The organism is Cytobacillus depressus, assembly GCF_008923245.1.
Classification (GTDB): domain Bacteria; phylum Bacillota; class Bacilli; order Bacillales; family Cytobacillaceae; genus Cytobacillus; species Cytobacillus depressus.
Genome location: NZ_WBOS01000025.1, coordinates 22,128 through 44,668 on the forward strand (window position 1 = coordinate 22,128; position 22,541 = coordinate 44,668).

The 22,541-nt window shown below is 35.9% G+C and carries 19 protein-coding genes and 6 pseudogenes; 18 read left to right on the forward strand and 7 right to left on the reverse strand.

Annotated features, from left to right (window positions below; all coding sequences use genetic code 11):
* The first annotated feature begins 361 nt into the window (after positions 1–361).
* From F7731_RS24505 to F7731_RS24520, 4 genes are all read left to right on the forward strand, one after another.
* On the forward strand, positions 362–565 hold the full coding sequence (locus F7731_RS24505; protein ID WP_151537416.1) for a helix-turn-helix transcriptional regulator: 204 nt from the start codon (positions 362–364) through the stop codon (positions 563–565).
* A gap of 2 nt (positions 566–567) precedes the next feature.
* Positions 568–1,035, forward strand: a complete 468-nt coding sequence (locus F7731_RS24510; RefSeq protein WP_151537417.1) for a hypothetical protein — start codon at positions 568–570, stop codon at positions 1,033–1,035.
* Between the two features lie 92 nt (positions 1,036–1,127).
* Complete coding sequence (locus F7731_RS24515; RefSeq protein ID WP_151537418.1) at positions 1,128–1,940, forward strand: DUF899 domain-containing protein; 813 nt, start codon at positions 1,128–1,130, stop codon at positions 1,938–1,940.
* A gap of 229 nt (positions 1,941–2,169) precedes the next feature.
* Positions 2,170–2,610, forward strand: coding sequence for a hypothetical protein (locus F7731_RS24520; RefSeq protein WP_151537419.1), 441 nt, complete (start codon positions 2,170–2,172; stop codon positions 2,608–2,610).
* A gap of 395 nt (positions 2,611–3,005) precedes the next feature.
* Here F7731_RS24520 and F7731_RS24525 read toward each other — a convergent pair whose 3' ends face one another.
* From F7731_RS24525 to F7731_RS24535, 3 genes are all read right to left on the reverse strand, one after another.
* On the reverse strand, positions 3,006–4,211 hold the full coding sequence (locus F7731_RS24525) for a COG4705 family protein (RefSeq protein ID WP_151537420.1): 1,206 nt from the start codon (positions 4,209–4,211) through the stop codon (positions 3,006–3,008).
* 646 nt (positions 4,212–4,857) lie between these two features.
* Positions 4,858–6,489 carry a gamma-glutamyltransferase gene (ggt, locus tag F7731_RS24530; protein WP_151537427.1) on the reverse strand — a complete coding sequence of 544 codons (1,632 nt, stop codon included), beginning with the start codon at positions 6,487–6,489 and terminating at the stop codon, positions 4,858–4,860.
* 1,129 nt (positions 6,490–7,618) lie between these two features.
* A complete protein-coding gene (locus F7731_RS24535) occupies positions 7,619–8,227 on the reverse strand; it encodes a TetR/AcrR family transcriptional regulator (RefSeq protein WP_151537421.1) in 609 nt (202 codons plus the stop codon).
* A gap of 591 nt (positions 8,228–8,818) precedes the next feature.
* Here F7731_RS24535 and F7731_RS24540 point away from each other — a divergent pair.
* Both F7731_RS24540 and F7731_RS24545 read left to right on the forward strand, forming a co-directional pair.
* On the forward strand, positions 8,819–9,382 hold the full coding sequence (locus F7731_RS24540) for a hypothetical protein (RefSeq protein WP_246197436.1): 564 nt from the start codon (positions 8,819–8,821) through the stop codon (positions 9,380–9,382).
* Between the two features lie 475 nt (positions 9,383–9,857).
* Positions 9,858–10,298, forward strand: coding sequence for an ASCH domain-containing protein (locus tag F7731_RS24545; protein WP_151537422.1), 441 nt, complete (start codon positions 9,858–9,860; stop codon positions 10,296–10,298).
* A gap of 524 nt (positions 10,299–10,822) precedes the next feature.
* Here the strand turns inward: F7731_RS24545 and F7731_RS24550 are convergent.
* Positions 10,823–11,686 carry a glycerophosphodiester phosphodiesterase gene (locus F7731_RS24550; RefSeq protein ID WP_212031242.1) on the reverse strand — a complete coding sequence of 288 codons (864 nt, stop codon included), beginning with the start codon at positions 11,684–11,686 and terminating at the stop codon, positions 10,823–10,825.
* A gap of 231 nt (positions 11,687–11,917) precedes the next feature.
* Between F7731_RS24550 and F7731_RS26670 the strand changes: the two genes are divergently transcribed.
* Positions 11,918–12,091, forward strand: a complete 174-nt coding sequence (locus F7731_RS26670) for a hypothetical protein (protein WP_170289798.1) — start codon at positions 11,918–11,920, stop codon at positions 12,089–12,091.
* Between the two features lie 118 nt (positions 12,092–12,209).
* Positions 12,210–12,541 (forward strand): annotated as a pseudogene (locus F7731_RS24555) (sigma 54-interacting transcriptional regulator); the annotation flags it as partial.
* Positions 12,542–12,602: 61 nt separating this feature from the next.
* Here the strand turns inward: F7731_RS24555 and F7731_RS24560 are convergent.
* Together F7731_RS24560 and F7731_RS24565 are read right to left on the reverse strand one after the other, a co-directional pair.
* A pseudogene (locus tag F7731_RS24560) lies at positions 12,603–12,785 on the reverse strand (YaiI/YqxD family protein); the annotation flags it as partial.
* A 165-nt stretch (positions 12,786–12,950) separates the two neighbouring features.
* On the reverse strand, positions 12,951–13,346 hold the full coding sequence (locus tag F7731_RS24565; RefSeq protein ID WP_151537428.1) for an SET domain-containing protein: 396 nt from the start codon (positions 13,344–13,346) through the stop codon (positions 12,951–12,953).
* A gap of 398 nt (positions 13,347–13,744) precedes the next feature.
* Between F7731_RS24565 and F7731_RS24570 the strand changes: the two genes are divergently transcribed.
* The 10 genes and pseudogenes from F7731_RS24570 (at position 13,745) to F7731_RS24615 (ending at position 22,375) form a co-directional block, all read left to right on the forward strand.
* Entirely contained in the window at positions 13,745–13,945 is a 201-nt protein-coding gene (locus F7731_RS24570) for a cold-shock protein (protein WP_026574136.1), read from the forward strand.
* 218 nt (positions 13,946–14,163) lie between these two features.
* Positions 14,164–14,256 (forward strand): annotated as a pseudogene (locus F7731_RS24575) (VOC family protein); the annotation flags it as partial.
* 228 nt (positions 14,257–14,484) lie between these two features.
* Positions 14,485–16,167, forward strand: coding sequence for a M14 family metallopeptidase (locus F7731_RS24580; protein ID WP_246197434.1), 1,683 nt, complete (start codon positions 14,485–14,487; stop codon positions 16,165–16,167).
* A gap of 268 nt (positions 16,168–16,435) precedes the next feature.
* Positions 16,436–16,546: pseudogene (locus tag F7731_RS27390) on the forward strand (YolD-like family protein); the annotation flags it as partial.
* 129 nt (positions 16,547–16,675) lie between these two features.
* A pseudogene (locus tag F7731_RS27410) lies at positions 16,676–16,992 on the forward strand (YhjD family protein).
* A gap of 395 nt (positions 16,993–17,387) precedes the next feature.
* A complete protein-coding gene (locus tag F7731_RS24595) occupies positions 17,388–17,939 on the forward strand; it encodes a GNAT family N-acetyltransferase (protein ID WP_151537425.1) in 552 nt (183 codons plus the stop codon).
* A gap of 32 nt (positions 17,940–17,971) precedes the next feature.
* Positions 17,972–18,124: pseudogene (locus F7731_RS26990) on the forward strand (antibiotic biosynthesis monooxygenase); the annotation flags it as partial.
* A gap of 330 nt (positions 18,125–18,454) precedes the next feature.
* A complete protein-coding gene (locus F7731_RS24605; RefSeq protein ID WP_027322326.1) occupies positions 18,455–18,655 on the forward strand; it encodes a cold-shock protein in 201 nt (66 codons plus the stop codon).
* 1,005 nt (positions 18,656–19,660) lie between these two features.
* Complete coding sequence (gene ltrA, locus F7731_RS24610; RefSeq protein ID WP_151537430.1) at positions 19,661–21,472, forward strand: group II intron reverse transcriptase/maturase; 1,812 nt, start codon at positions 19,661–19,663, stop codon at positions 21,470–21,472.
* Positions 21,473–21,865: 393 nt separating this feature from the next.
* On the forward strand, positions 21,866–22,375 hold the full coding sequence (locus F7731_RS24615) for a DinB family protein (protein ID WP_151537426.1): 510 nt from the start codon (positions 21,866–21,868) through the stop codon (positions 22,373–22,375).
* Between the two features lie 81 nt (positions 22,376–22,456).
* Here F7731_RS24615 and F7731_RS24620 read toward each other — a convergent pair.
* Positions 22,457–22,541, reverse strand: an 85-nt coding sequence (locus F7731_RS24620) for an IS3 family transposase (RefSeq protein WP_151537431.1), incomplete at its 5' end; no start/stop codon positions are given.

Here is a 22,541-nt window from a genome sequence, read left to right on the forward strand (position 1 = left end):
AGCGTCTTTCTTCATGAAAAGGGCCAGATTCTTGAAGAAGAATATCAAAAAAATGTACGGCTATTCTGACTAATGCAGCGAGACCCAAAAAACTCCGAGTATGGGATTTTTGTGTCCTTTACTCGGAGTAAAGTTCAGAGTGTAGTGTCTTTACTAGTCATTATTTGGCTCATTATGGTTGTAATTTAACAGTTTTATTTTGATACCTCTTGTTACGTCTCCCGGACATCTTCAATAAGGGTTCTTTGTTGTTTTAATCAAAAATAAAATTGTAAAGTTCGCTTGACATCCTAAAAAATGTAAATTAAACTTTACTTATCAACAAATGTAAAGTTTACTTGACACTTATGAAGGAGGCTTTATGAAAAACAGAATTCGCGAATTACGGAAATCAAAGAAGATTACGCAGGAGGAATTGTCTAAACAAGTTGGAGTCTCACGACAATCGATCAATGCAATTGAATCAGGAAAATTCAATCCATCTATAGAGCTTGCCTACAACATTTCAAAAGCTTTCAACTGCACGATTGAAGAAGTGTTTATATTCGAAGAGGGGAGAATTTAATTATGGGGGTTTCTATCGGGGGTATTATTGGATTGTATGGGGGAATGATTTGTGGGATCCTTGGCTGGTGGTTCGGACGGAAAAAAGCTAGGGAAAACAGAGGTTTAGATGAGCTATACTACCATATTTGGCAAAAGGCGAGATCCTATTCATGGTATGTGACATTAGGAGCGATTTATGTTTTCTTTTCGTTAATCGTGTTTGGGATTGAATTAAGCTCTGCAATGGTTTTAGGTATCCTTCTTTTAGCGCACTTAGGGAGTTGGGGAATAATTGGGGCCATTTTGTCCATCAACATGTCCAGTACAGTTCCGTTGCAGCCTTCCCGTGTGAAGTTTGGCATTATCGCCATTGCTGCGTCTATTATTGTTTTTACGATTATCTCGATCATAACGAATAACTGGATGTTTTTATTATTAAGTATTCCACCTAATTTAATTGGACTTTTTACTGCACTTACACCACCATGATGCTGGTAGGAATTCATGAGCACTAAACAAAGTCCATTGCTTTTTACTACAAAAAGTAAACAATTTTTAAAAATGAGAAGGGAGAAGACGATATGAAAAAAACGCAAAATCATCTACAACTACCAAATGTCGTGTCACGAGACGAATGGCTTGTGGCTCGTAAGGAACTGCTGGCCAAAGAGAAGGAATTCACTAGGGCACGGGATTCGCTGAATGCCGAGCGCCGTCGACTCCCAATGGTAGAGATTAATAAGGACTATGTCTTAGATGGTCCGCATGGTAAGACCAATCTACTTGATCTGTTTGAAGGACGTCCTCAACTTATCGTGCATCACTTCATGTTCGATCCTGATTGGGAAGCAGGTTGTCCGGCTTGCTCGCTTGCTGCAGACAACATCGGCCATCTCACCCACCTCCATGCACGAAACACATCACTGGCTCTGATATCCCGTGCTCCATTTCCCAAGCTCCAACGCTACAAGGAACGTATGGGTTGGAATATTCCTTGGTGCTCCTCCTTCGAGAGCGACTTTAACTATGACTTTCATGCTACGCTGGACGAATCCGTCGCTCCGATCGAATACAACTACTTGACCAAGGACGAGCTTGTTCAGAAGGGCGTACCCCTTGATTCCGGACAGTCAATGGAAGTCCCTGGTGTGAGTGCCTTTCTTCGTGATGGTGAAAGAATTTTTCACACGTATACGACTTATGCCCGTGGAACTGACCTACTAATTGGCATGTTCAACTACCTCGATTTAACAGCACTTGGCAGGCAGGAGGACTGGGAACAGCCACCTGGACGCAGTGACGGCAACGGTAAGACATGGCTCCGTCGTCATGACGAATATGAACACTCTTTTGAATCGGATTCTTGTTGCCATTCAAAAAAGAGCGATTTGTAATCAATGTAGTTCATCTAAATATTAGTTAACAGATGTTTAAGAGACGGGCGCTTTTCTGAAATAAGGAAAGCGTCTTTCTTCATGAAAAGGGCCAAATTCTGGAATAAGGTGCTTGCTCAAATCACGGGATTTTGAAATAATTGTTATTAAGGTATAGAGCAGAATAGTTTAATAAAATAACTGCTATTTTATGGTGTAACTAAGGGTGTTTAGGGGGATGAATTAATAAATGAATAAGACTCTTAGGACAAAATTTATGAAATATTTAGCCTTTTTATTAATTGGCAGTATTGTTGCCGGGGTCTCATATCTTATAGTTTACAAAGTTTCATTTTTACCAAAAGGATATGATATTGTTGCATTGCAAAAAGATAGTATATCGCTAAAATCATTCAATGTGTTAGGGATTGAAAAAACTATTACAACCGTATCCTTTTCAGAAAAGGACACTTGGAAAATTGATGCCATAAATTATGAAGTAAATAGACAAAAAGAATTTTTATGGCTGTTGTTTTTATTGGTGACTTTATCCATAATTTTGTTTGTTTATAAGGTTCGTAACGGATTGAAATTGTGGCAAGCAATAATTGAGAGTAAAATTATTTTTGCTGCCTTGCCTTTATACATTATTATTACCACATTGAATAGAATACGGGATCTAATTTACTGAGTTTTTCTTTAACAGCAGCGTTAGTTGAACAAGAATTAAGTAGTTTAGGATTGAGGAAATATTTAAGTTTCCATTAAAGGGCGCAATTCTGCAGCAAGAATTACGCTCTTTCTTTATGTTAAGGGCCAGGCATTTGAAGTTCTGTTTTTAATGTAGGAGTTCCTCTTAAACCAACAGGTACTTATTTTCAATAAGCCGATTCATTTTTGAAATCGGGTTTTTTGTTTTTTAAAAATAAATAGCGTCATAACTTAAAAGTTAGGGTATGGGTGCGATATTCCACAATCGGGCCAGATTGTGGAATAACATTTTTAATTGTTTCGTGAAAATGCAAAAGGCAGTATAATAAGAGGTTCCAATTAAAAAGGAACCGCGATTGGCGATTCCCAAGATTATTATTTATTTGCTGTATTTATGGTACTAAGTGAATTGTTAAGTGCTGTTTTACACTTGTTTATATCAGGATTCGATGAACGAACTGAAGCTAATACAACATCAATTGTTCCATCAATTTTCGTCCATGTAGCACCATCGATTTTTCGAAGCTTAGGTTCCTGTGTATCCCACTGATATTCCAAATTATCAGCACCTTTTTTTGATGATGCAAAGTCGTTTTTATTTACAGCGTTTAGAATGTCATTTTCAATTTTAACAAAATCGTCTAATTGACCTGCTAATGTAGCTTGCTCTCCAGCACCTTGCGATGCAATATTATTACTGCGCCAGATATATCCACTTATACTAACAACTAAGAAAATTCCAAGTACAACAATCGTTTGTGTTAGCACATGTTTCTTATTTGCATTACTTTGGTTTGTTTCTGCTATATCGCTTTTAGCATTTATATCAATTTTCGAGCTGGAAAGGAAAACGATGATCGCTAAAATTGCGATAAGAAAAATCATACTCGTAACGGTTGTCCCAAGTCCTAATCCGCCATTTGCTTTTGGTTGAGATAGGTAATCTCCAAGCGAAGCTCCAAGCGGACGAGTTAAAATATAAGCAATCCAGAAAGCTAATACTCCGTCAAGTTGTAAAAATTTGTAAGCTAAAAACACAAGAGCAATAATAATAACAACGCCTATTCCTGTGTTAAGATAACCAAAACCGAGTTGTTCAGAATATAAATCGCCGACCGCCGTTCCAAGTGCAAAGGTGAAAAGGATCGTAAGCCAGTAGAAAACTTCTCTTTTTGTATTAAAAATCGAGTGGATCGATAGTGTTTTTTCACTAAGATACCAAAATATAAAAGTCAGTCCTAGTAGCACCGAGAAAATAGCTGTACTAAGCTCAAGTGGTACGCTCATATTATCTGTCAAATTGTCCGTTACGAGTGTTCCAAATACGCTTATAAGAACAACTGTTACCCAGTAAATGACTGGAACATATTTGTTTGCTTTAAATTGAAAAAGCAACGCAATAAAAAACGCAACTCCCATAATAATGGTAGTAAAAGTTAAACCAAGTCCAATGTTGAAATTGATGAAGTCAGCAAATGTTTCACCAACAGTTGTACACAAAACTTTGATTATCCAAAAGAAAATCGTCACTTGTGGCACTTTGTTAAGAAAAATTTCCATTTTATTTTGATTTTCTTGCATATATATAATTTCCTTTCTTTAAAGATTTTTCCCACAACTTAATTTTATTGCTCACTCTCTAGATAAGGATACCCATCCAAATCCAAGTTTATTATTAAGGAACTCCGCGTTGTTTCTTCCCACAGTGGTTTCTATATTATTGATGGTTCTAAAATATATTGTAAATTGTGAAGTATCATTTTGAAATTTGGGTATTTATCTTTAGCTAACGGTGCAGGTTAGTGAAAGAAGTCAGCAGTGCTCAATGTGAAAAAGTGTTAATTGTAGGTGGGTGAATGGAAAATCTTAATCATTAACATTAAAGGTGCTTTAGATATAATGGTAAAAAGATTAAAAAAAGTGAAATACACTGTTAATGAGACGGATTTATGGAATGATTTTGGAATAGTAGAAGAGGAATTTTTGTATGTTATCTATTAAGGTTTAGCTTCGTTATTTTTATCCAACTTTATTACATTAACCGTTTGGAATAAATCCCCACCGTTCTGAAGAATGTTTAAAATGTTTAAAAAAAATTGTTGATGTTTGTAGAACAAGAAGTTAAAGGGTGGTACATATATAGCGTGGACCACCCTTAATATTTTAGTCTTGATAATTAAAAAAGTTTAACTGCTTAGAATTGAATGATCAAAAATATATCTGTATTTTAATACCCTATGGCCATGCCATCACCACGTGGATCGGCGCCTCCAAATTTCACAGAGGTATCAGGATCAATCAAAATCGCTCCGGACATACCCATTGTCGTTGAGAAATCTTCACTTTCTATGGCTATATCATGTCCACGCTTCTTTAATTCGTCAACGACCTGTTTTGGAATACGAGGTTCGAGTTTAAGTTGATTTGAGGGATTACCCCATGTGCGTCCATATACCCATCTTGGTGCATCAATGGCATTTTGGACACCAAAACCGTAATCTACAATACGAGTAACTAAAGCCGTTTGGGTTTGGGGCTGTCCTTCTCCTCCTTGAGTACCATAAAGTAGGTATGGTTTGTCGTTCTTAAATAACATAGCCGGATTTAATGTACTAAACGTTCTCTTTCTAGGCTCTAAATGATTGACCTCGTTAGGGTTCAATGAGAAATAGCTGCCTCGATTTTGAAGAAGGATTCCCGTACCTTTAGGAACAATAGCAGAGCCCCAATCAAAATAAATACTTTGATTAACTGAAACCGAATTACCGTATTTATCTGTCACACCAAACCAAACAGTATCCTTCTTAGGGTCAAGAGGTTTGACGTAATCTGCCGCTTTTGCCATATCAATACGGTTAGCCTGATCTTGACCATGCTTTTTGGATAGTAGGTAATCAAGCGGGATATTCACAAACTTCGGGTCGGTAAGCCACTTATCTCGATCAGCAAATGATTGTTTGATGGCTTCTGTCATAAGATGATAGTAGTCAGCAGACCCTTCTTTGATTGTGGATAGATCATAATTGTTCAAGATATTTAAGATTTCGAGTGAAGCCATCCCTTGGCTATTAGGCGGAAAATTGTATGCTTTAAAATCTCGATATTCAACGGAAATAGGCTCTACCCAATCTGCCGTATGCTGTTTAAAGTCATTGAGGGTTAATAAGCCGCCATTCGCCTGTACATCATCTACAATTTTCTTCGCGATAATTCCATTATAGAAAGCGTCGGCCCCTTGCGTTTGAATGATCTTTAATGAATTCGCTAAATCTTTCTGTTTTAGGATTTCTCCGGCTTTATAAGGTGACCCATCAGGTTTTAAGAATGTTTTTCTAAATCCTTCAAAACGTTGTAAGTTATGTTGTTCTTGGTCCAGTGTATTTTTTTCCTTTGTAATGTTTACCTTTGTATAAGATTCCAGGTTCGGTGATACCGGAAAGCCGTCTTCGGCATATCGAATAGCGGGTTCAATAAGCTTACCCCATGGCAAGTTATTACCCATTTCTTTTTGGGCGTATTTATATGCTTCTCCCCAGCCTGAAACAGCACCTGGAACGGTATTGGCGCTTAAATAGCCGCGTACTGGGATTCGATCGTACCCTTTACTTTTATAAAAATCGATCGTTGCTTTCTCACCGGAACGCCCACTTGCATTTAAGGCTTTTAGCTGCTTGGTTTTCGCATTATAAATGAGCCAAAAGTTGTCTGCGCCTATCGTATTCATATCAGGATAAACAACTGCCAGTGTAGATGCCGCAGCAATCGCTGCATCGATCGCATTACCGCCATCTTTAAGAACTTGTAAAGCTGCTTGTGACGCAAGATAATGGGGGGCTGTTACCATACCATTTTTCGACATTACCGTTGGACGGGTTGTTTGTGCTTTAGCATTGGTTTTATTATTCCTAATTTTTGAAGTTTCAGGAACATCAGCTGAACTGGAATATGAATGATTGTCCTCTCTATTTTTATCTAAGTTATACCCTATTTTTAAAGTTTCAGGAACATCAGTTGAACTAGAATGTAAATCAATGTTCTTCATATTTTTATCTATGTTATTATGATTACTATTTGTGGCACATGCAGATAGCATAAACATTAGAGAAAGTATTCCTATCAATACTTTGTTACTTGTCATTATTATCCTCCTTAAAATTCTGATGAATCGATTTTGTAATTGCATACCCATTATGGGTGTATCATTATTGAATAGCATAAGCTAAAACTTTGATATTATGAGTTCTATAAATTATTGGAAATATCATGTTTCTGGCATTTAACTAATGTATGTTAAGGCAGTATGTTTACTAATATTTTTGAATAACTTTTCAAAAATAAATTGTATGAATTCTAATATTTATACACATTTTGTGCTTATTGAACAAACGATCCATATTGTTGCATAAGGAATTATTTTCGCTAGGGAAAAATGATAAGATAATAAAAAAGATAAATGAGGTTAGAGAAAGTTGAAGAAGAAACTTTGGATTTCCATTTAAGTTTGACCGCAGTAACCACAGGGAAGCGGTTCCTGCAGTTTTTTCCGGCTGCTCAGATTGTCGACAAAAGGGTTCAGAATGAGACCATTGTGGCTTTGAAATAAAATTGAACTGTTTATTAAATAGATGAACCGGAATTTCCTATCATAATAAAGAAGGGATTTCGGTTTTTCTTGTGGATTAAGAACCTGTTAAGTGAAAATTAAGTTATTCCATTTAAGGGCGCATTTCTTGAGCAAGAAATGCGCCCTTATTAATGAATGGGGCCATTGTCTTGAGTAAGAGGTTGCATAAAACTCTACTTTTTTATGCAGCTGCTAGGCTTCTTCAGAAGCTAAAAACGTTGATCCATCAACGATGTATAAAATCCTGCATAAACGATAAAGAACGACCAAGAGCCAAACCATTGATAACACTAGGTTTGGCTCTTAGCAACTTCCAAAAATCGGAATTTATGTTAACTAAAAGTGAATAATGTGTGCATAATAATTAATCTTTCTTATTAGGTTCTTGTAATTGAAATAGCTCAATAATAACAGTTATTGCGTCCTGTATTTGAATTCGATTGTCAATAAAATGCTGCACATTAAATCCATTAAATAGAGCCATGCCTGCAGTTGCTAAGGTTCTGGCATCTAAGGGACTTCCGACAATACCTTCATTTTTCATTTCTTGAATAAAATGTGTAAGGAATGTTCTCCATTCCTCCATTTGGAGAATAAGCATCTCTTTTATCTGTGGTAATTCATTCGAAATCATACATCCTTGAAGAAGCATAGGTGAAGATCCCTTTTCGTTTGCTTCTTTTAACAAACGCTTTGAGTATTGTAAAAAATTATTAAACAAATCTCGATCTTTTTTATTTAGAACTGCCTGCAGATCATCGAAGTAAAAATCAATACCTTCTTTTATCAACTTTAGAAAAAATTCCTCTTTGTTAGAAAAATGAGCATAAAAGCCCCCTTTAGAGTAACCAGCGTGTTTTACAATTTGATCAATGCTTGTCCCAAAATAGCCTTGTTTAGAAAATAGTTCAATTCCTGATTGCATTAATTTGTGAATTGTATTTTTTGATTGTTTCTGATGATGATTTAACATAGGAAAAAAACCCCTTTTTTAGAAAATGTTTATTTTTATATTGTTCAGAACTCATTACCAGTATATAATATGAATCATTAAATACCAACTAGTCGGTATTTAAAATTCTACTTATAAGGGAGTTGATAATTTATTTCTACAATACCTATTTTGGAAGAGGATCAGAAGATAAAAAAATTCAAGATGTTTGTACATGGGCCTAAAAAAGTTGAAGCAGCATTATTTTTTGATTCATTCTAATTTTTAAGGGAGGAAAGGAAAAAAATGAATTTATCCCTCAAGGAACTATAAGAAATAGCTTTTCCTGTTTTTTTATGCTTTTCAATGTTTTTTGCATTTTCGCCACAGTCTAAGGAGAAAAAGCATCATCCCCTAACACGTTTCGTATAAACGGTAGGGGAACGAAACGGGATTTCGCCATTGGTTTACAAGCCAAAATTAGCTGTTCCGTCAAGGTTAAGATTTTAAGCGTGGCTATCAACATCCGTTCATTTTTTACGGCCAAGGTATCTAAATATAAATAATCGGGAGTGAAAAATTTTGCGCATAAAAAAACTTTGTCTTTCCGTAATATGTTCTCTTCTCGTTTTGATGGGAATGGTACCAGCGACATATGCAGCAGAAAAAGAATATACCATTAAATCATTCCACTATTTAACTGTGGATCAAAAAGATGTGAATTCGCTGGCCCAAGTAAATATCAGATCCAACAAAGAAATAAAAATAACCCTAGTTCTGCCTAAACAGAATCAAAAGGGCGATTGGTTGGCGTATGGATTTACGAGCGAGGAAACTTTCCAAGCATTTATTGAAAAAGATAAACAGAGACTTAATAACAACGTCGAGCAGAACGAAGTCGGTATTATGGCCAGCGGTCCTTGTTGCACTGATTTCTATGAGTTTAAAAATAAACGTGGAGAGTATATTTATTGGAGGTCAGGGTTTAAAGACTTGCCTTCCAGCTGGAATGACAGAATTTCCTCTTTAAGTACAGCGTCACCTTCTAATAGCTATATGACGATTCTGTGGGAGCATACGTCTAAACAAGGAAAAGGCAAAGGAGTCTCATTTAGACATTCCGATTGGTATGGTAAAACTGCTAATATGGCTTCGGATTGGGACAACAAGGCTTCGGCAATCGAAATCAAAAAATAACTAGAGTTTTAAAATCGCTATTCTCTCATCGATTTAAAAGGATGGGAGAATAGTGCTGTTATTGTAAGTTTCGTTGCATCGGTCACCTGTGCACAAGTCTTTTTACATACCAAGATGAATTTGTCAAAATACTTTCAACAGGGGAACTAATAAACGATTTTATAAAATAATCTTATTCCATTAAAGCCACTTTCCTGTAATAAGAAAAGTGCTCTTGGCCATTTAAGGGCCAAATTATGGAGTAAAGTATAGTATAAATAATGGAATTTTGAAATAATTGATTTTTAAAAAAAGGATGGAGTTTAATAAAGTTATAAGTAAAAGAAACGTGTGTAATCTGTCTTTAATGAGAAAAGTATCTTCCATTTACTGATCCGTTTTTAAGGGGGGACTAATTGTGTGGAAAATGATCATGCACTTAAAGAAACGGTGCATGTTAATAGAAAGAAATAATTTATTTAAAGGGTGATTATGTTTGAATAGGGCACAACAATTTTGGAATGATTTTTGTGCAGCAAATCATAAGGAAGGGATTAAGTATAAAGATGCTTTTCAATTTGGAGCTTCTGCTGATTGGTTAGCCGATTTAGTTGTAGAAGGAAAGAAGACAGCGACAACTTCAGGTTTTGTGTTTTATGAGTTAGTAAAAGAAGCTATACCTCAAGCTGGTGAATATTATATTGTTTTAGATGGTCAGGAAGAGCCAGTCGCAGTCATTCAAATTCAATCCGTTGAAGTTGTTCCGATGAATGAGGTAAAAGAGGAATTCGCTTTAGCAGAAGGTGAAGGAGATTATCGGTTTTGGTGGGATGCACAAGAAAAGTTCTTTACCGAATTATTAAAAGAATACGATATAGAATTTTCGCCAAATATGTTAGTTGTTTGTGAACGGTTTAAAAAAGTATATCCAAAATAAAGTAGTTAAATAATTTTAAAGTATTTAGGCAGATTAGTTCTGATTAAGGACAGCTAATAGAAGCTTATTGATCTTCAGCAATCGGGCGCTATTATTGAGCCAGGTAGAAAATGATCAATCTTTTTTATAAAAACCAATCTTAAATATACTAGAAATGAATCCTTATTGATCAAACTTTATATTAAAGCAACATCCGGTTCGGCAGCCGGGTGGAGATAAAAAAAGTAAGGAAGATACCAAGCGCCTCATTGAAGGGTTGGCACGCTAATCCTTCACTTAGTACGGCTTCTTTTCACAGCCAAATGATCAAGTATTAAGATGGGAATGGGCTTTCAACTCCAAGTTACCGAACGTTTTACGACATCGTCAAGGCCAATAACTCTGCATTAAAATCCTTGTCCAAAATCTAAATTTCTCTCACAATTAATTAAAAAGGATGGGCTAATTCCTTGCCCGAGCAATTCCATAAATAAAGGATCGAAGGCATTCTTCGATCCTTTTATAATTTCGGCATGGCCTCGAACTTACTTACCTTTCTTTACTTCATGAAGCAAATCTGGGAAGTTTGTGAACATTCCTGTAACGCCCCAATCAATTAACTGCGTCATTCGTTCTTTCTCATTTACTGTGTATGGATGGATTCCAAGCCCATTGTTAACGACCTTTTGTACGTATTCCTTGTTTAAATAAGTGTGGTTAGGACCTACTCCAATCGCATACTTTTTAATGGCTCCAATTTCTTCATCTGTTATTACTGCATTTGTTTTATATGATATTAATTGAATTAGCTTAACAGATGGATCGAGTTTATGCATAATTTCTAAGCTTTGTTGGCTAAAAGATTGAACAAGAAGTGTCTCTTTATCTACATCGTACTTATCGATGAGGCGTAAAAGTTCTTTTTCCATACCTGGATAAATTTCAGGTGACTTTGTTTCAATATAATATTTGTTGTTCTTACCGAACTTTTGGAAGATTTCCTCAAGAGTTGGTACTTCTAATCCTGCATAATCTGGATTAGCGTATTTTGGATTTTTTTCGTTAAACCAGCTTCCTGCGTCTAATTGCTTGATTTCCGCTATTGTGTAATCCTTAACAAGGCCTGTCCCATCTGTCGTCCGATCAACTTTCTCATCGTGCATAGCGATTAATTGTCCATCCTTTGTCATTTGTAAGTCAATTTCAATATAGTCCCCGTGCATTTTTTCTCCCATGTCATAGGATACTATAGTGTGTTCCGGAGCATGACCTGAAGCACCACGGTGTGATACATTTAAAATATCCTTTTGTTTTTCTTTCGCAAAGGCAGTCCCTCCTCCAGTAAAAACACCGATTCCTAATACAAGAGCACCAACAGCAGGTAACCATTTTCCTCTCAATCTGAACATCTCCTATCATTTCATTAATATAAATACATTACCTATTAAAAATAACAATAGAATATAAATTTCTTAGAAGATTGATGTAAAATGAATGTAAAAATTTGTAAGATTAATTACCTATATGACAGATCCTACTAAATTCCTAAAGTTCAGAGAATGCTAATAAACACAGGAATTTCCAATAATCTATTTAATGAAGATTGTTTATATTGTTCAAGAATACGAGGAGTTAAAAAGTTGAATAGTAATATGATCATAGAGGACTTCATGATTAGTATTTTTGATTCTTTATATGATGGAATCTTTGCCACTGATACCCAAGGTGTATGCGAATATGTAAATCAAGATATGAAAGAATATCGGGCTTACAATCAATTAATCTTATTGGCAAACATGTTGGTGAGTTGGTAAAAGAAGGGGTAGTATCGCATGCAGTTTCGTTAGATGTACTTAAAGATAAAAGTAGAAAAAGTATTAATCAAAAAATTATGTACTGGAAAGGAATTATTAGTTACTGGAAACCCTGTATAGAATATCAAATGTTGATTCCAACGTTTTAATTATGGGTGAGACGGGAGTGGGAAAGGAATTTATTGCGAATATGGTTCATCAAACAAGCAAAAGGGAAAGTAATCCTTTTTTTAAGATTAATTGTGGTGCAATACCGAAGGACCTTTTAGAATCTGAACTTTTGGATATGAGCAAGGTTCTTTTACTGGGGCAAAAAGGGCAGGAAAATTGGGTTTGTTTGAGATGGCTGATAAGGGCACTATTTTGTTTGATGAACTTGGAGAACTTCCAGTGGAACTACAAGTAAAGTTATTGCGGGCGGTTCAGCAACAAGAATTTATACCTGTTGGTTGAATAAAACCTAAAAAGTAGGTACAAGAATCATTGCCGCAACAAATCAAAATTTACTTCAAATCCGATAATCCGCAGTATCTGCTCCAGAATCAACATAAATGGTTTCCACTCCGGATGGTTGTTCCGCATTAGAAAAATGAGAAAAGCCAGTAACAAGGATAACAGGAATTTCAGCATTCGTACCTTCAGAGATAATGATATCTTTTACCGGACAAGCATCTGCATCAACATAAATTTTCATCTTTACCTCTCCCCGTAAATAATTTTGAGTTGATGATAATGGGGAATTTAGCCTTTTTCAAACGGTAAAGATGGTTTACCAAAATCATTAAAAAACAGAAGAACAGGAAATTAGAGTTAAATTTGTAACATATCATTTTTAAAAACCTAATTTCCTGCCAACTTTTTAATCATTACTTGAAACTTGGTCTTTATCGAACCATAGCGGTTCCTTATCAGCAACATCTCCATTGTAGTTGATAAGGATCTCTTCCCCTGCTTTTATATCTGTGTAGGCATGGAAGTCAAACGTATGGTTCTGAAAGTTAATCACATAAGTGGCATTAGGCTCATACGAATGATTAAAAAGCATACCGTATCCGAGCAAGATAGCGGTATGATTTTTGCCATACTCGAACACATAATCTGCAAGCAAAGTTTTTTCTATGAAAACATGTTCCTTATTAGGATATGGAAGGACTGGAGCTTCATGGATCAGCTCACCTTTCACTATATCAACGGTTGCAAATACTCCTCGATTAAATTCTCCATCACTTAACGGAGATGTCTTAATTTCTAATATGTTAATCACCTTCAATTTCTTTGATGTTCATTATCTTTATTATCTTAACAGTTTTTTATATCAAAGTTAATAAAAAAGAAATTTGAAATTTTTGCGAGAATCTCAAAGCTTTGGGTTGGAAATTTTAACTGTTTCCAATGAGGAACGCAACACAAACTTTCACAAAAAATGTGGTTTTGTACCTGGTTAAGGAGGAGTATGGCAATCAATTCAACTATAGGGTGCTTTTGTTAAAGAATAAGGGTTCCTTGCAAACAATTTCAAAAAATGCTATTCTAAAAATGAATTATTTTTGTTCGGTGTAAAGGATAGTATAAGTAAGAACTTTTCGTCTTGATGATCACTGAGAGCAAGGATAGTAATACATTGTGTGTTTTTCACACTAGGAGGCAACAAAAATGGAAAATGGTAAAGTAAAATGGTTTAACAGCGAAAAAGGCTTCGGATTCATCGAACGTGAAGGTGGAGAAGACGTATTCGTTCATTTCTCAGCTATTCAAGGCGAAGGTTTCAAAACTTTAGAAGAAGGTCAAGCTGTGACTTTCGATGTTGAGCAAGGTCAACGTGGAGCTCAAGCAGCTAACGTGCGTAAAGCTTAATAATAAAACCAAACTCAAGCAGGCTCTTTATAGAGTCTGTTTTTTATTTATCTTATAAGCCAGGAACCCACTCACGAATGAGTAGGGCACATATGATTTGAAATAAAGTCACGATGTTTATAAGAAAGATGCGAAGTTTTGAATAAAGTTGCGACGTTTTTTAAAAAGATGTACCAGAATGATCTACTTTGGCGTTTAAATGTTTGGGGGAAAAGCCAGTGATAAAAGGACTCTATGAAGCACATTTACCAATTAGTGATTTAGAACGGTCAGTCAAGTTTTATGAAAAGTTAGGTCTAAAACTATATAAAATGAACCTGTCGCTGTCCCTAACCAAGCTCACGCAATACATAAGCCCTTCTACCGATGATCTTTGATACAATAAAAAGGCGTTCCTATGCCATTTGTCTAGCTTCATTTAAAATAGGATTAAGTTGAAATTCCTGTTTTTGACAGAATTGCATTTTATTCATTTTCATTCGCGGCATTTTATGATAATTTTGAATTGTTCGATAATTCTAATTTTAGGAGGGTATCTGATGAAGAAAGTGCTACGTGTTACTTCCATGGTTGCAGTGCTTACTTTTTCGTCTAGTTTGCCTTTTACAGGGGGGATTTATCAAGAAAAGGCATATTCGTGCGAGGATCAGAGTGAATTTACCCCTTATTATGGAAAAGGCCCAAGCTATGTTCAACCAGAAAATATCGCTCACCTTTTCCCAAAACCAGCTATGCAATTTCAAACACCTGGATTTGAAAAAGGAAAAGTCGCCTTTACAAGTCAGGAAGAAATGATGTCCTTTCTGAAAAAATTAGCAAATAAAAACAAGCAAGTTCACCTTGACATCATTGGCAAATCTTTAGAAGGCCGTGATATTCCTATACTTGTTTTCTCGACGGACAAATTAAAAGAAGTCAAAAACAACAGTAAGAAGCCACTCGTTTGGATTCAAGGACAAATTCACGGCAATGAACCGGCTGCAAGTGAGTCAAACCTTGTCGTAGCCCAGCTACTAGCTGAGGGGAAGCTTGGCGATGTCCTTGATAAAGTGAATGTAGTGATCGTACCGCGGATTAATCCAGACGGCTCCTACTATTTTCAGCGGCAAATCGCTACAAATCTCGATGCCAACCGTGATTATATGAAAGTCGAATATCCTGAAGTACAGGCCGTTTTTAAAGCTTTTAACGAATACCAGCCTGAGGTTGTTCTCGATGCCCATGAATATACGGTCAACTCATCCTCGCTAAAACCATATGGCGAAAAAGGCTCCGTCTCATCCTATGACCTGCTCATCTCTTCGGCCAAAAACTTAAATATCCCAGAGCAGCTTCGCAATGCATCCGATCAGCTTCTCCTACCTGAAGTCCAAAAGGAATTGGATAAAGAAAAACTAACTCATTACGATTACTATACCCTTAGCACAAATAAAGATGGCAAACTTGTCGCAACGGAAGGTAGCACGGAAACACGCAACGGCCGAAATGCTCTTGGTTTGAAAAATACGCTCACATACTTAATTGAAACACGTGGCATCAATATTGGGCGTGCAGACTTTGAACGACGCGTCTATGCGCAAACGATTGCACAGACCAACTTTATTACAGCAACAGCCAAAAATGCGCAAACGATAAAAAATTTAGTGAAAGATGCCCGTGAAGAGGTCATCGCAAAAGGGAAACGCGTCAATGATAATGATAAAATTGTGATTCAAAGCAAAAACAAGCTGATTAAAGATCAAACGCTCGTTGTCGTTGATCTTGCAAAAGGTGAAAGAACGGCCATTCCAATTGATTGGGTAGATTCTACAGAGGCATACGCCACACTTGAGCGTGAACGTCCAACGGCTTACATTATGCCTCCAGCTTACCACGATATTGCAAGGAAACTGCAGATTCTCGGCGTCGAAGTAAAGAAGCTGGACAAACCAGTGACCCTTTCCATTGAGAGTTACAAAGTGACAAATAATAAGGTATCCACAACTCTCGAAAACGGTCATTATACGAAGGAAGTAACAACTGAGATTTCAACGAAAAACAAGCAATTCCCTAAAGGAAGCTATGTTTTCTCCATGGCACAAGCAAATGCCAATTTTATTGCATCGGCCCTTGAACCTGAATCCATTGATAGCTACGTCACATTTAACTTCATCCCTGTTCAAAAAGGCGATGAGATTCCGATCTATCGTTATTTGAAGGAAGATAAACTTCTTGTGAAATAACCTTTATATTTTTTAAGCTAGTCCTGATAGGATTTACTTTATGAGATCTAGATCATTATATTTATTAGTTTAAGTATGTGAGGCTATAGGAGACTTTTGTGGAGCAAGGTTCATTGAGATGACCAAACTTTTTTTAAAAAAATTCATATAGAATTTAAAAGGTTTACTCCATTTTGATCAATCTTTATTCAAAATGGAGTTTTTTGTGTAGGCTATTAAAAAGGTTGTAAGCAAAGAAGCCGCAACTGGATGAGCAAAGCTCGAAGAAGTCGGCATAATTGTGATGGAGTCGATTAACTACACTCTGCAAGTTAAGATTACATTTTGGGAAGATGGATATTTTAAATATTATTCTGGTGTGGTAAGTAAGGTGGATTAGTTAATAAAGTACATAGTATTAGAAACTGAAACTGATATTGAACAAATAATGAATAGTGATATAACTGCTGTGGAGAGGATATAAATGACCAGGATACCTGATGATGACAGAGATATTATTGAGCGAGCAATGTATCTGACATTGGTACTTACAATACTCGAAAAAGACCGTTTGATATTTGATAAAGCTCTGTTTAAGCTTAAATAACCATATCTTAACTTGCCTGATGAAACGATTAAGGCTGTAAAAAAGGATCTGAAGGTTGCTAAAGATAAGATGAGAAAAGGCAGGATGAAGCTGCAGCAAATTGGTCATGATGAAACATTTACACATTTTATGTTTTTCTTAAGGGCTATAACGAGCAACATAACTATTTTAATCCCCGGATCCGGAACAAAGTGAATGAGCTTCTTGAACATTATTTATATAAACGATTTTATTCGTAATTTTGTCACGAGGACTTTCTTCCTATTCGTCTAATTAATAAGATAGGAGGGATTGAATTGAACAAACCACTTGGCTTTGAAGAGGATGGGGTAAAATATTGTATTTTCGCTACAAAAAGAGGTAAGCCCTACTAAATGAGTACGGGCATTTTTTATTATTATGGGTAGCATCAGGAAACCGTATTTACTACGATAATCATATTGATACAAGTCTTATTTAAAAGTAATATGATTATGTATCAATAAGCCTTACTCTATTGAGATAGTGAGGGTTTATAGTTTAACTAAGCGTAATGGTTAATCCTTTTTTCCGCAATCGGGCCATTTTGTTGAGGTAGATATAGGTCACATAATAATATTGAATAAAGAAAAAAACATAGAGGAGAAATGTTTTGATGATTGAATTACAGTATTTTGAACGCACGGATTTCAAACAACTTATCAATTGGGTCAGTTCACCTCAATTCTTACGTCATTGGGGTGGGCCTGCATTCCAATATCCCTTATCAGAGAATCAATTAGAAAAGTATATTGAGAATGCCAATAGAGATAGCTCGGATACCTTAGCATATAAGGTGTTGGATAAAGAAACCGGTAGTGTTATTGGTCATATCTCTTTGGGGAAAATTGATCGAAAAAATAAGTCTGCAAGAGTTGGAAAAGTCTTGGTCGGTGATAAAAATGTAAGAGGAAAAGGAATAGGTCAGCAAATGATGAAAGAAATTCTCAAAGTCGCATTTGAAGATCTTAATTTACATAGAGTTAGTCTTGGTGTGTTTGATTTCAATGTATCAGCAATTGCTTGTTATGAAAAGGCTGGTTTTACAAAAGAAGGATTACTTAGAGACTCTAGAAAAAATGGTGATGAATACTGGAGTTTATGGGAAATGAGCATTTTAGAAAATGAATTTATGACCAATAGAAGATCATCTAATATTCCGTTATAGGGCTAGCTATTTGGAATACTGATCGGTGATGCAAATATTTACTTTTGTTAAAATGGGGAGATTTGGAGGATCATACAATTGGATTCCGTCAATCCCCGGAATATCAAGAATAGAAAAACCTTTTGCATCATTTTTACGGTCCTTTCCCTACAGTTGAACATTTTCAAAGGGTTTCCCTTTCATAATTAGTAATGCTTTGGATATTCCATAAAAGGGAGCTTTTCTCTAATAAGACGGTTTCTTTTCTTAATAGTCAAGTTTCTGGACTCATACATTTAAGGGAATATATATGTTAAAGTGTAGAAAAGATTGTGAAGGTTTCCACTTAGATAATATGGTACTTTAGTCGGGGTGCCTTGGGTTCCTTGCAAAGGATTTCAAAAAAGGCTATTCTAAATATGAATTATTTTTGTTCGGTGTAAAGGATAGTATTAGTAAAACTTTTCGTCTTGATGATCACTGAGAACAAGGATAGTAATACATTGTGTGTGCTAACACACTAGGAGGCAACAAACATGGAAAAAGGTAAAGTAAAATGGTTTAATGGCGAAAAAGGCTTCGGTTTCATCGAACGTGAGGGTGGAGAAGACGTATTCGTTCATTTCTCAGCTATTCAAGGCGAAGGGTACAAAACATTAGAAGAAGGTCAAGAAGTGACTTTTGATGTTGAGCAAGGTCAGCGTGGAGCACAAGCAGCAAACGTTCGTAAGGCTTAATTATAATGCCAAACATGAACAGACTCTTTTTTTAGAGTCTGTTTTTTATTTTTCTTAAAATACACAAAACCCCACTCACGAATGAGCAGGGAACATGAAAACAGTAAATCAAATGGTAAACACATTGTAACATATAATTTGTAAGGTTCCTAATTTCATCACCTAAATTGAAAGTATCTGCTAAATATTGAACCTAACGAAAAAGTGCTAAATGTGAAGATTTTTACTTAAACTAAAGGGTGCAAGAGTTGTGCGAAATGTTTCTAATTTAAATTGAGGATGGATACATTTCTCTAGTAAAGGTTAGACAGTTCCTTTCGGAACTGAAGGATAATATCGAAGAATCAAATGATGGAGTAACGCCCTGAAGGGTTCTCTCTTAGTCGAATAGCACTGGATTTAGTAAGAATGACAGTGTTATAAGCTCGGCGAAAAGGCGTGAGAAATTACCGTAGCAGTTCGGCTGCCGAAAGCCTACTCGATGGAGTGGTGTAATTCATGGTGCTTGAGTTGAATGAATATGGTGAGAATGCAAATGAACCTAAAAGAAAAGGTTAAGCTGACGAACTTCTGAATGTACGGGTCTACATGCACGATACATAGAAATGTGTATATCACTAATTGTGAGGTTAGCAGTGGATGAGTAAAACTAACTCATATGAAAATCCATGATATGTTATAGGCATATCAACGGTTAACAGGCTTATAGGAAGCACCTAAGTTCATTCTATAATAGGTATAATTCAACATTGTAAGCTGATAACGTGGAGAGCTTACTCTTTATGAAGTGGTGATTAGGAAAGCGATAATGATATTAGTTACTGTATAACTTTTCTTTATATCAGTGAAAGTGGTGGCATAGTACCAATGAAAGGTCTAATCCACCTGGAGGGATAGCCACTAGACTAAAAAGAATCATTCAACCATGTAAGACAGTTCTTTATCGGTTAATAAGGTTCTTGTGAGACTAAGAGAGGTTCAACTCCTAAGGGAGTCACCGACTTGTTGAAACGGAAGAAACTGAGACACAGTGAATATTATGACATGCAAAATTGCTTTGACAATTTATATGTTCAAAGTGTCGATGGTCAAAATTTCTATGACTTAATGAAACTGATAAACTCTAATAAAAACATACGTCTTGCTTATCGAAACATAAAAAGAAATACTGGGAGTAAAACAGCAGGGACTAATAAATTAACGATTGATGACGTTAAGCATCTGTCTGTAGAAAAGGTAATTGAACACGTTCAGCGTATGTTCCAATCATATACACCAGAATGTGTTCGGCGTGTTTTCATCCCTAAAACAAATGGAAAAGTAAGACCATTAGGAATACCAACAATCTGGGATAGGATTATTCAACAATGTATCTTACAAGTGTTAGAACCAATTTGCGAGGCAAAATTTCATAAACATAGCTATGGCTTTAGACCGAATAGAAGTACCCACCATGCGAAGGCAAGATTTGAATCGCTTATCAATATGGTGGGTCTTTATCATTGCATAGATGTGGACATAAAAGGGTTTTTCGATAACGTGAACCATAGTAAGTTACTCAAACAAATATGGTCAATGGGAATTAAAGATAAATCTTTACTCTCCATTATTTCGAAGCTGTTAAAAGCAGAGATTGAAGGAGAAGGCTTGCCAACCAAAGGTACCCCGCAAGGGGGTATACTTTCACCTCTTTTATCCAATATCGTTTTAAATGAACTAGATTGGTGGGTTAGTAATCAATGGGAAACGTTTAAAAGTAACCATGAGTATAAACATAATGGAAGCAAAGTAAAGGCACTAAAGAATTCAAACCTCAAAGAATGTTACATCGTAAGATATGCGGATGATTTTAAGGTATTATGCCGTACTCGATCGCAAGCTATTAAAATGAATTTTGCCATCAAGGATTTTCTTAAAACTAGATTACATCTTGAGACAAGTGATGAAAAATCAATGGTTATCAACTTAAAGAAGAATTCTTCCGAATTCCTTGGTTTCTCTTTCAGAGCAATTAGAAAAGGAAAAACAAGGTTTGGATTTGTAGCACAATCAAATATGACGAAGAAAGCTAAGTCCAATGCACTCATTAAAATTAAAGATTCTATAAAAGCAATTCAGAAGAAGCCTTGTGCTGAAACGGTTTGGCATTACAATACAGTTGTAATGGGAATCCAAAACTATTACGCAACAGCTACTAACATTTCTAATAATTTAGGTGAGTTGTCCTCCCACTTAAACAAGACTCTATATAATCGATTAAAGAATATCAGAACAGAAGCTAAGTTTGATGACATGACTGGTACGCTCCAAAGACGCTATAAAGGATACTCACCGCAATTCTTTAAGATTCAAAACATGGTATTTGTCCCAATTTATGCCCAAAGGCATAAAACAAATCTCTGCTTTTCGCAAGATGTGTGTAATTATACTACCGAAGGTAGAGCAAAAATACACAACAATTTAAAAGTGATAAATAAAAGCGTGTTAAGCTATATCATGAAAAACTTTATTCCAAATCGCACGATTGAATATAATGACAATCGCATTAGTAAGTTCATAGCCCAATACGGAAAGTGTGCAGTAACTGGAGCAGAACTTGGAAAAAGCGATTGGCACTGTCATCATAAGAATCCTCATCATATTTCTAAGGATGACAGATATTCAAACTTGATAGTGCTACATGAAACGGTTCACCTACTTATACATCTGAAAGATATAGATAAAATCAAATCTCTTCTTGGTGTTTTAAAATTGAACAATAAGCAAAAAGAAAAAGTTAATGAACTCCGAAAACTATGCAAAAATTTCACAATCTGATGGGAATTAAATTTGCTTCAAAGAATACATAGAAATGAATGAATTGGATTAGTTGGAACGCCGTATGCGGTTAAAGTCGCACGTACGGTGTGAACAGGGGGAAAAGGGAGCGATAACTTCAAACCCTTACCTATCTGTATACAGAAAGTAATCGCTGCGGCGGTCTTTTTTCTTGTTGTACTAACTGGCAGGTTAGTGGAATAAAAAGTGAATTAATCCATTATTATGTGTATTATGTTAACTGCATAAATCAGTTGTACAGAGGTAATAAAGTTGTTTAATTCGCATTTATTTTGCGGTAATGAAATTAAATATCAAATAAAGGAAATATTTTCTTGACTGTCGAATAATAGTCTAGAACCATAATTAACTATTCCGATGAGGAGGATTCTTGTGCGTCCACGACCATTATCTATTGAAAATCCAGAGCATGCTAGGTATGTTAGTCTTGTGCCAGATGGAGATATTGAAGAAATACTTAGTAAGCAACGAACTAAGACCATTACCTTCTTGAGCAGCATATCAGAGGAGTCAGCAAGGAAGGCGTACGCACCAGGGAAATGGACTTTAAAAGAAGTGATTGGGCATATGGCCGACTCGGAACGTGTGATGTCGTATCGAATGCTTGCCATTGCACGAAATGAAAGTGCGCCACTCCCAGCAATGGATCAGGATCAATACGTTTCTGCGGCAAACTTCAACAAATTATCTTGGGAGCAGCTAATAGCTGGTTTAGACACGGTACGCTCCAACACGTTAAGTCTTATTTCAACCATTGATGATCCAGCATGGGATCGTAATGGAACTGTAATGAACAGCCCAGTTTCGATAGGTACCTTTGCATATGGCATTGTCGGGCATGAGTTACACCATTTGAAAGTGATTAGTGATAAATACTTATAAGTCTTTTTCTATTGATTAAAAAACCTAATTTCTCATTTAATGCTGTGAAGTGACCCCAAAAAGTTAGACACGGTTATTTCATCAGGCAGCTTGCTCAAAATGAGTTCGGTATTGTACCGGGCTCATTTTTAACTTCGCCTTCATCCGTTTTGTATTATAGTATTCT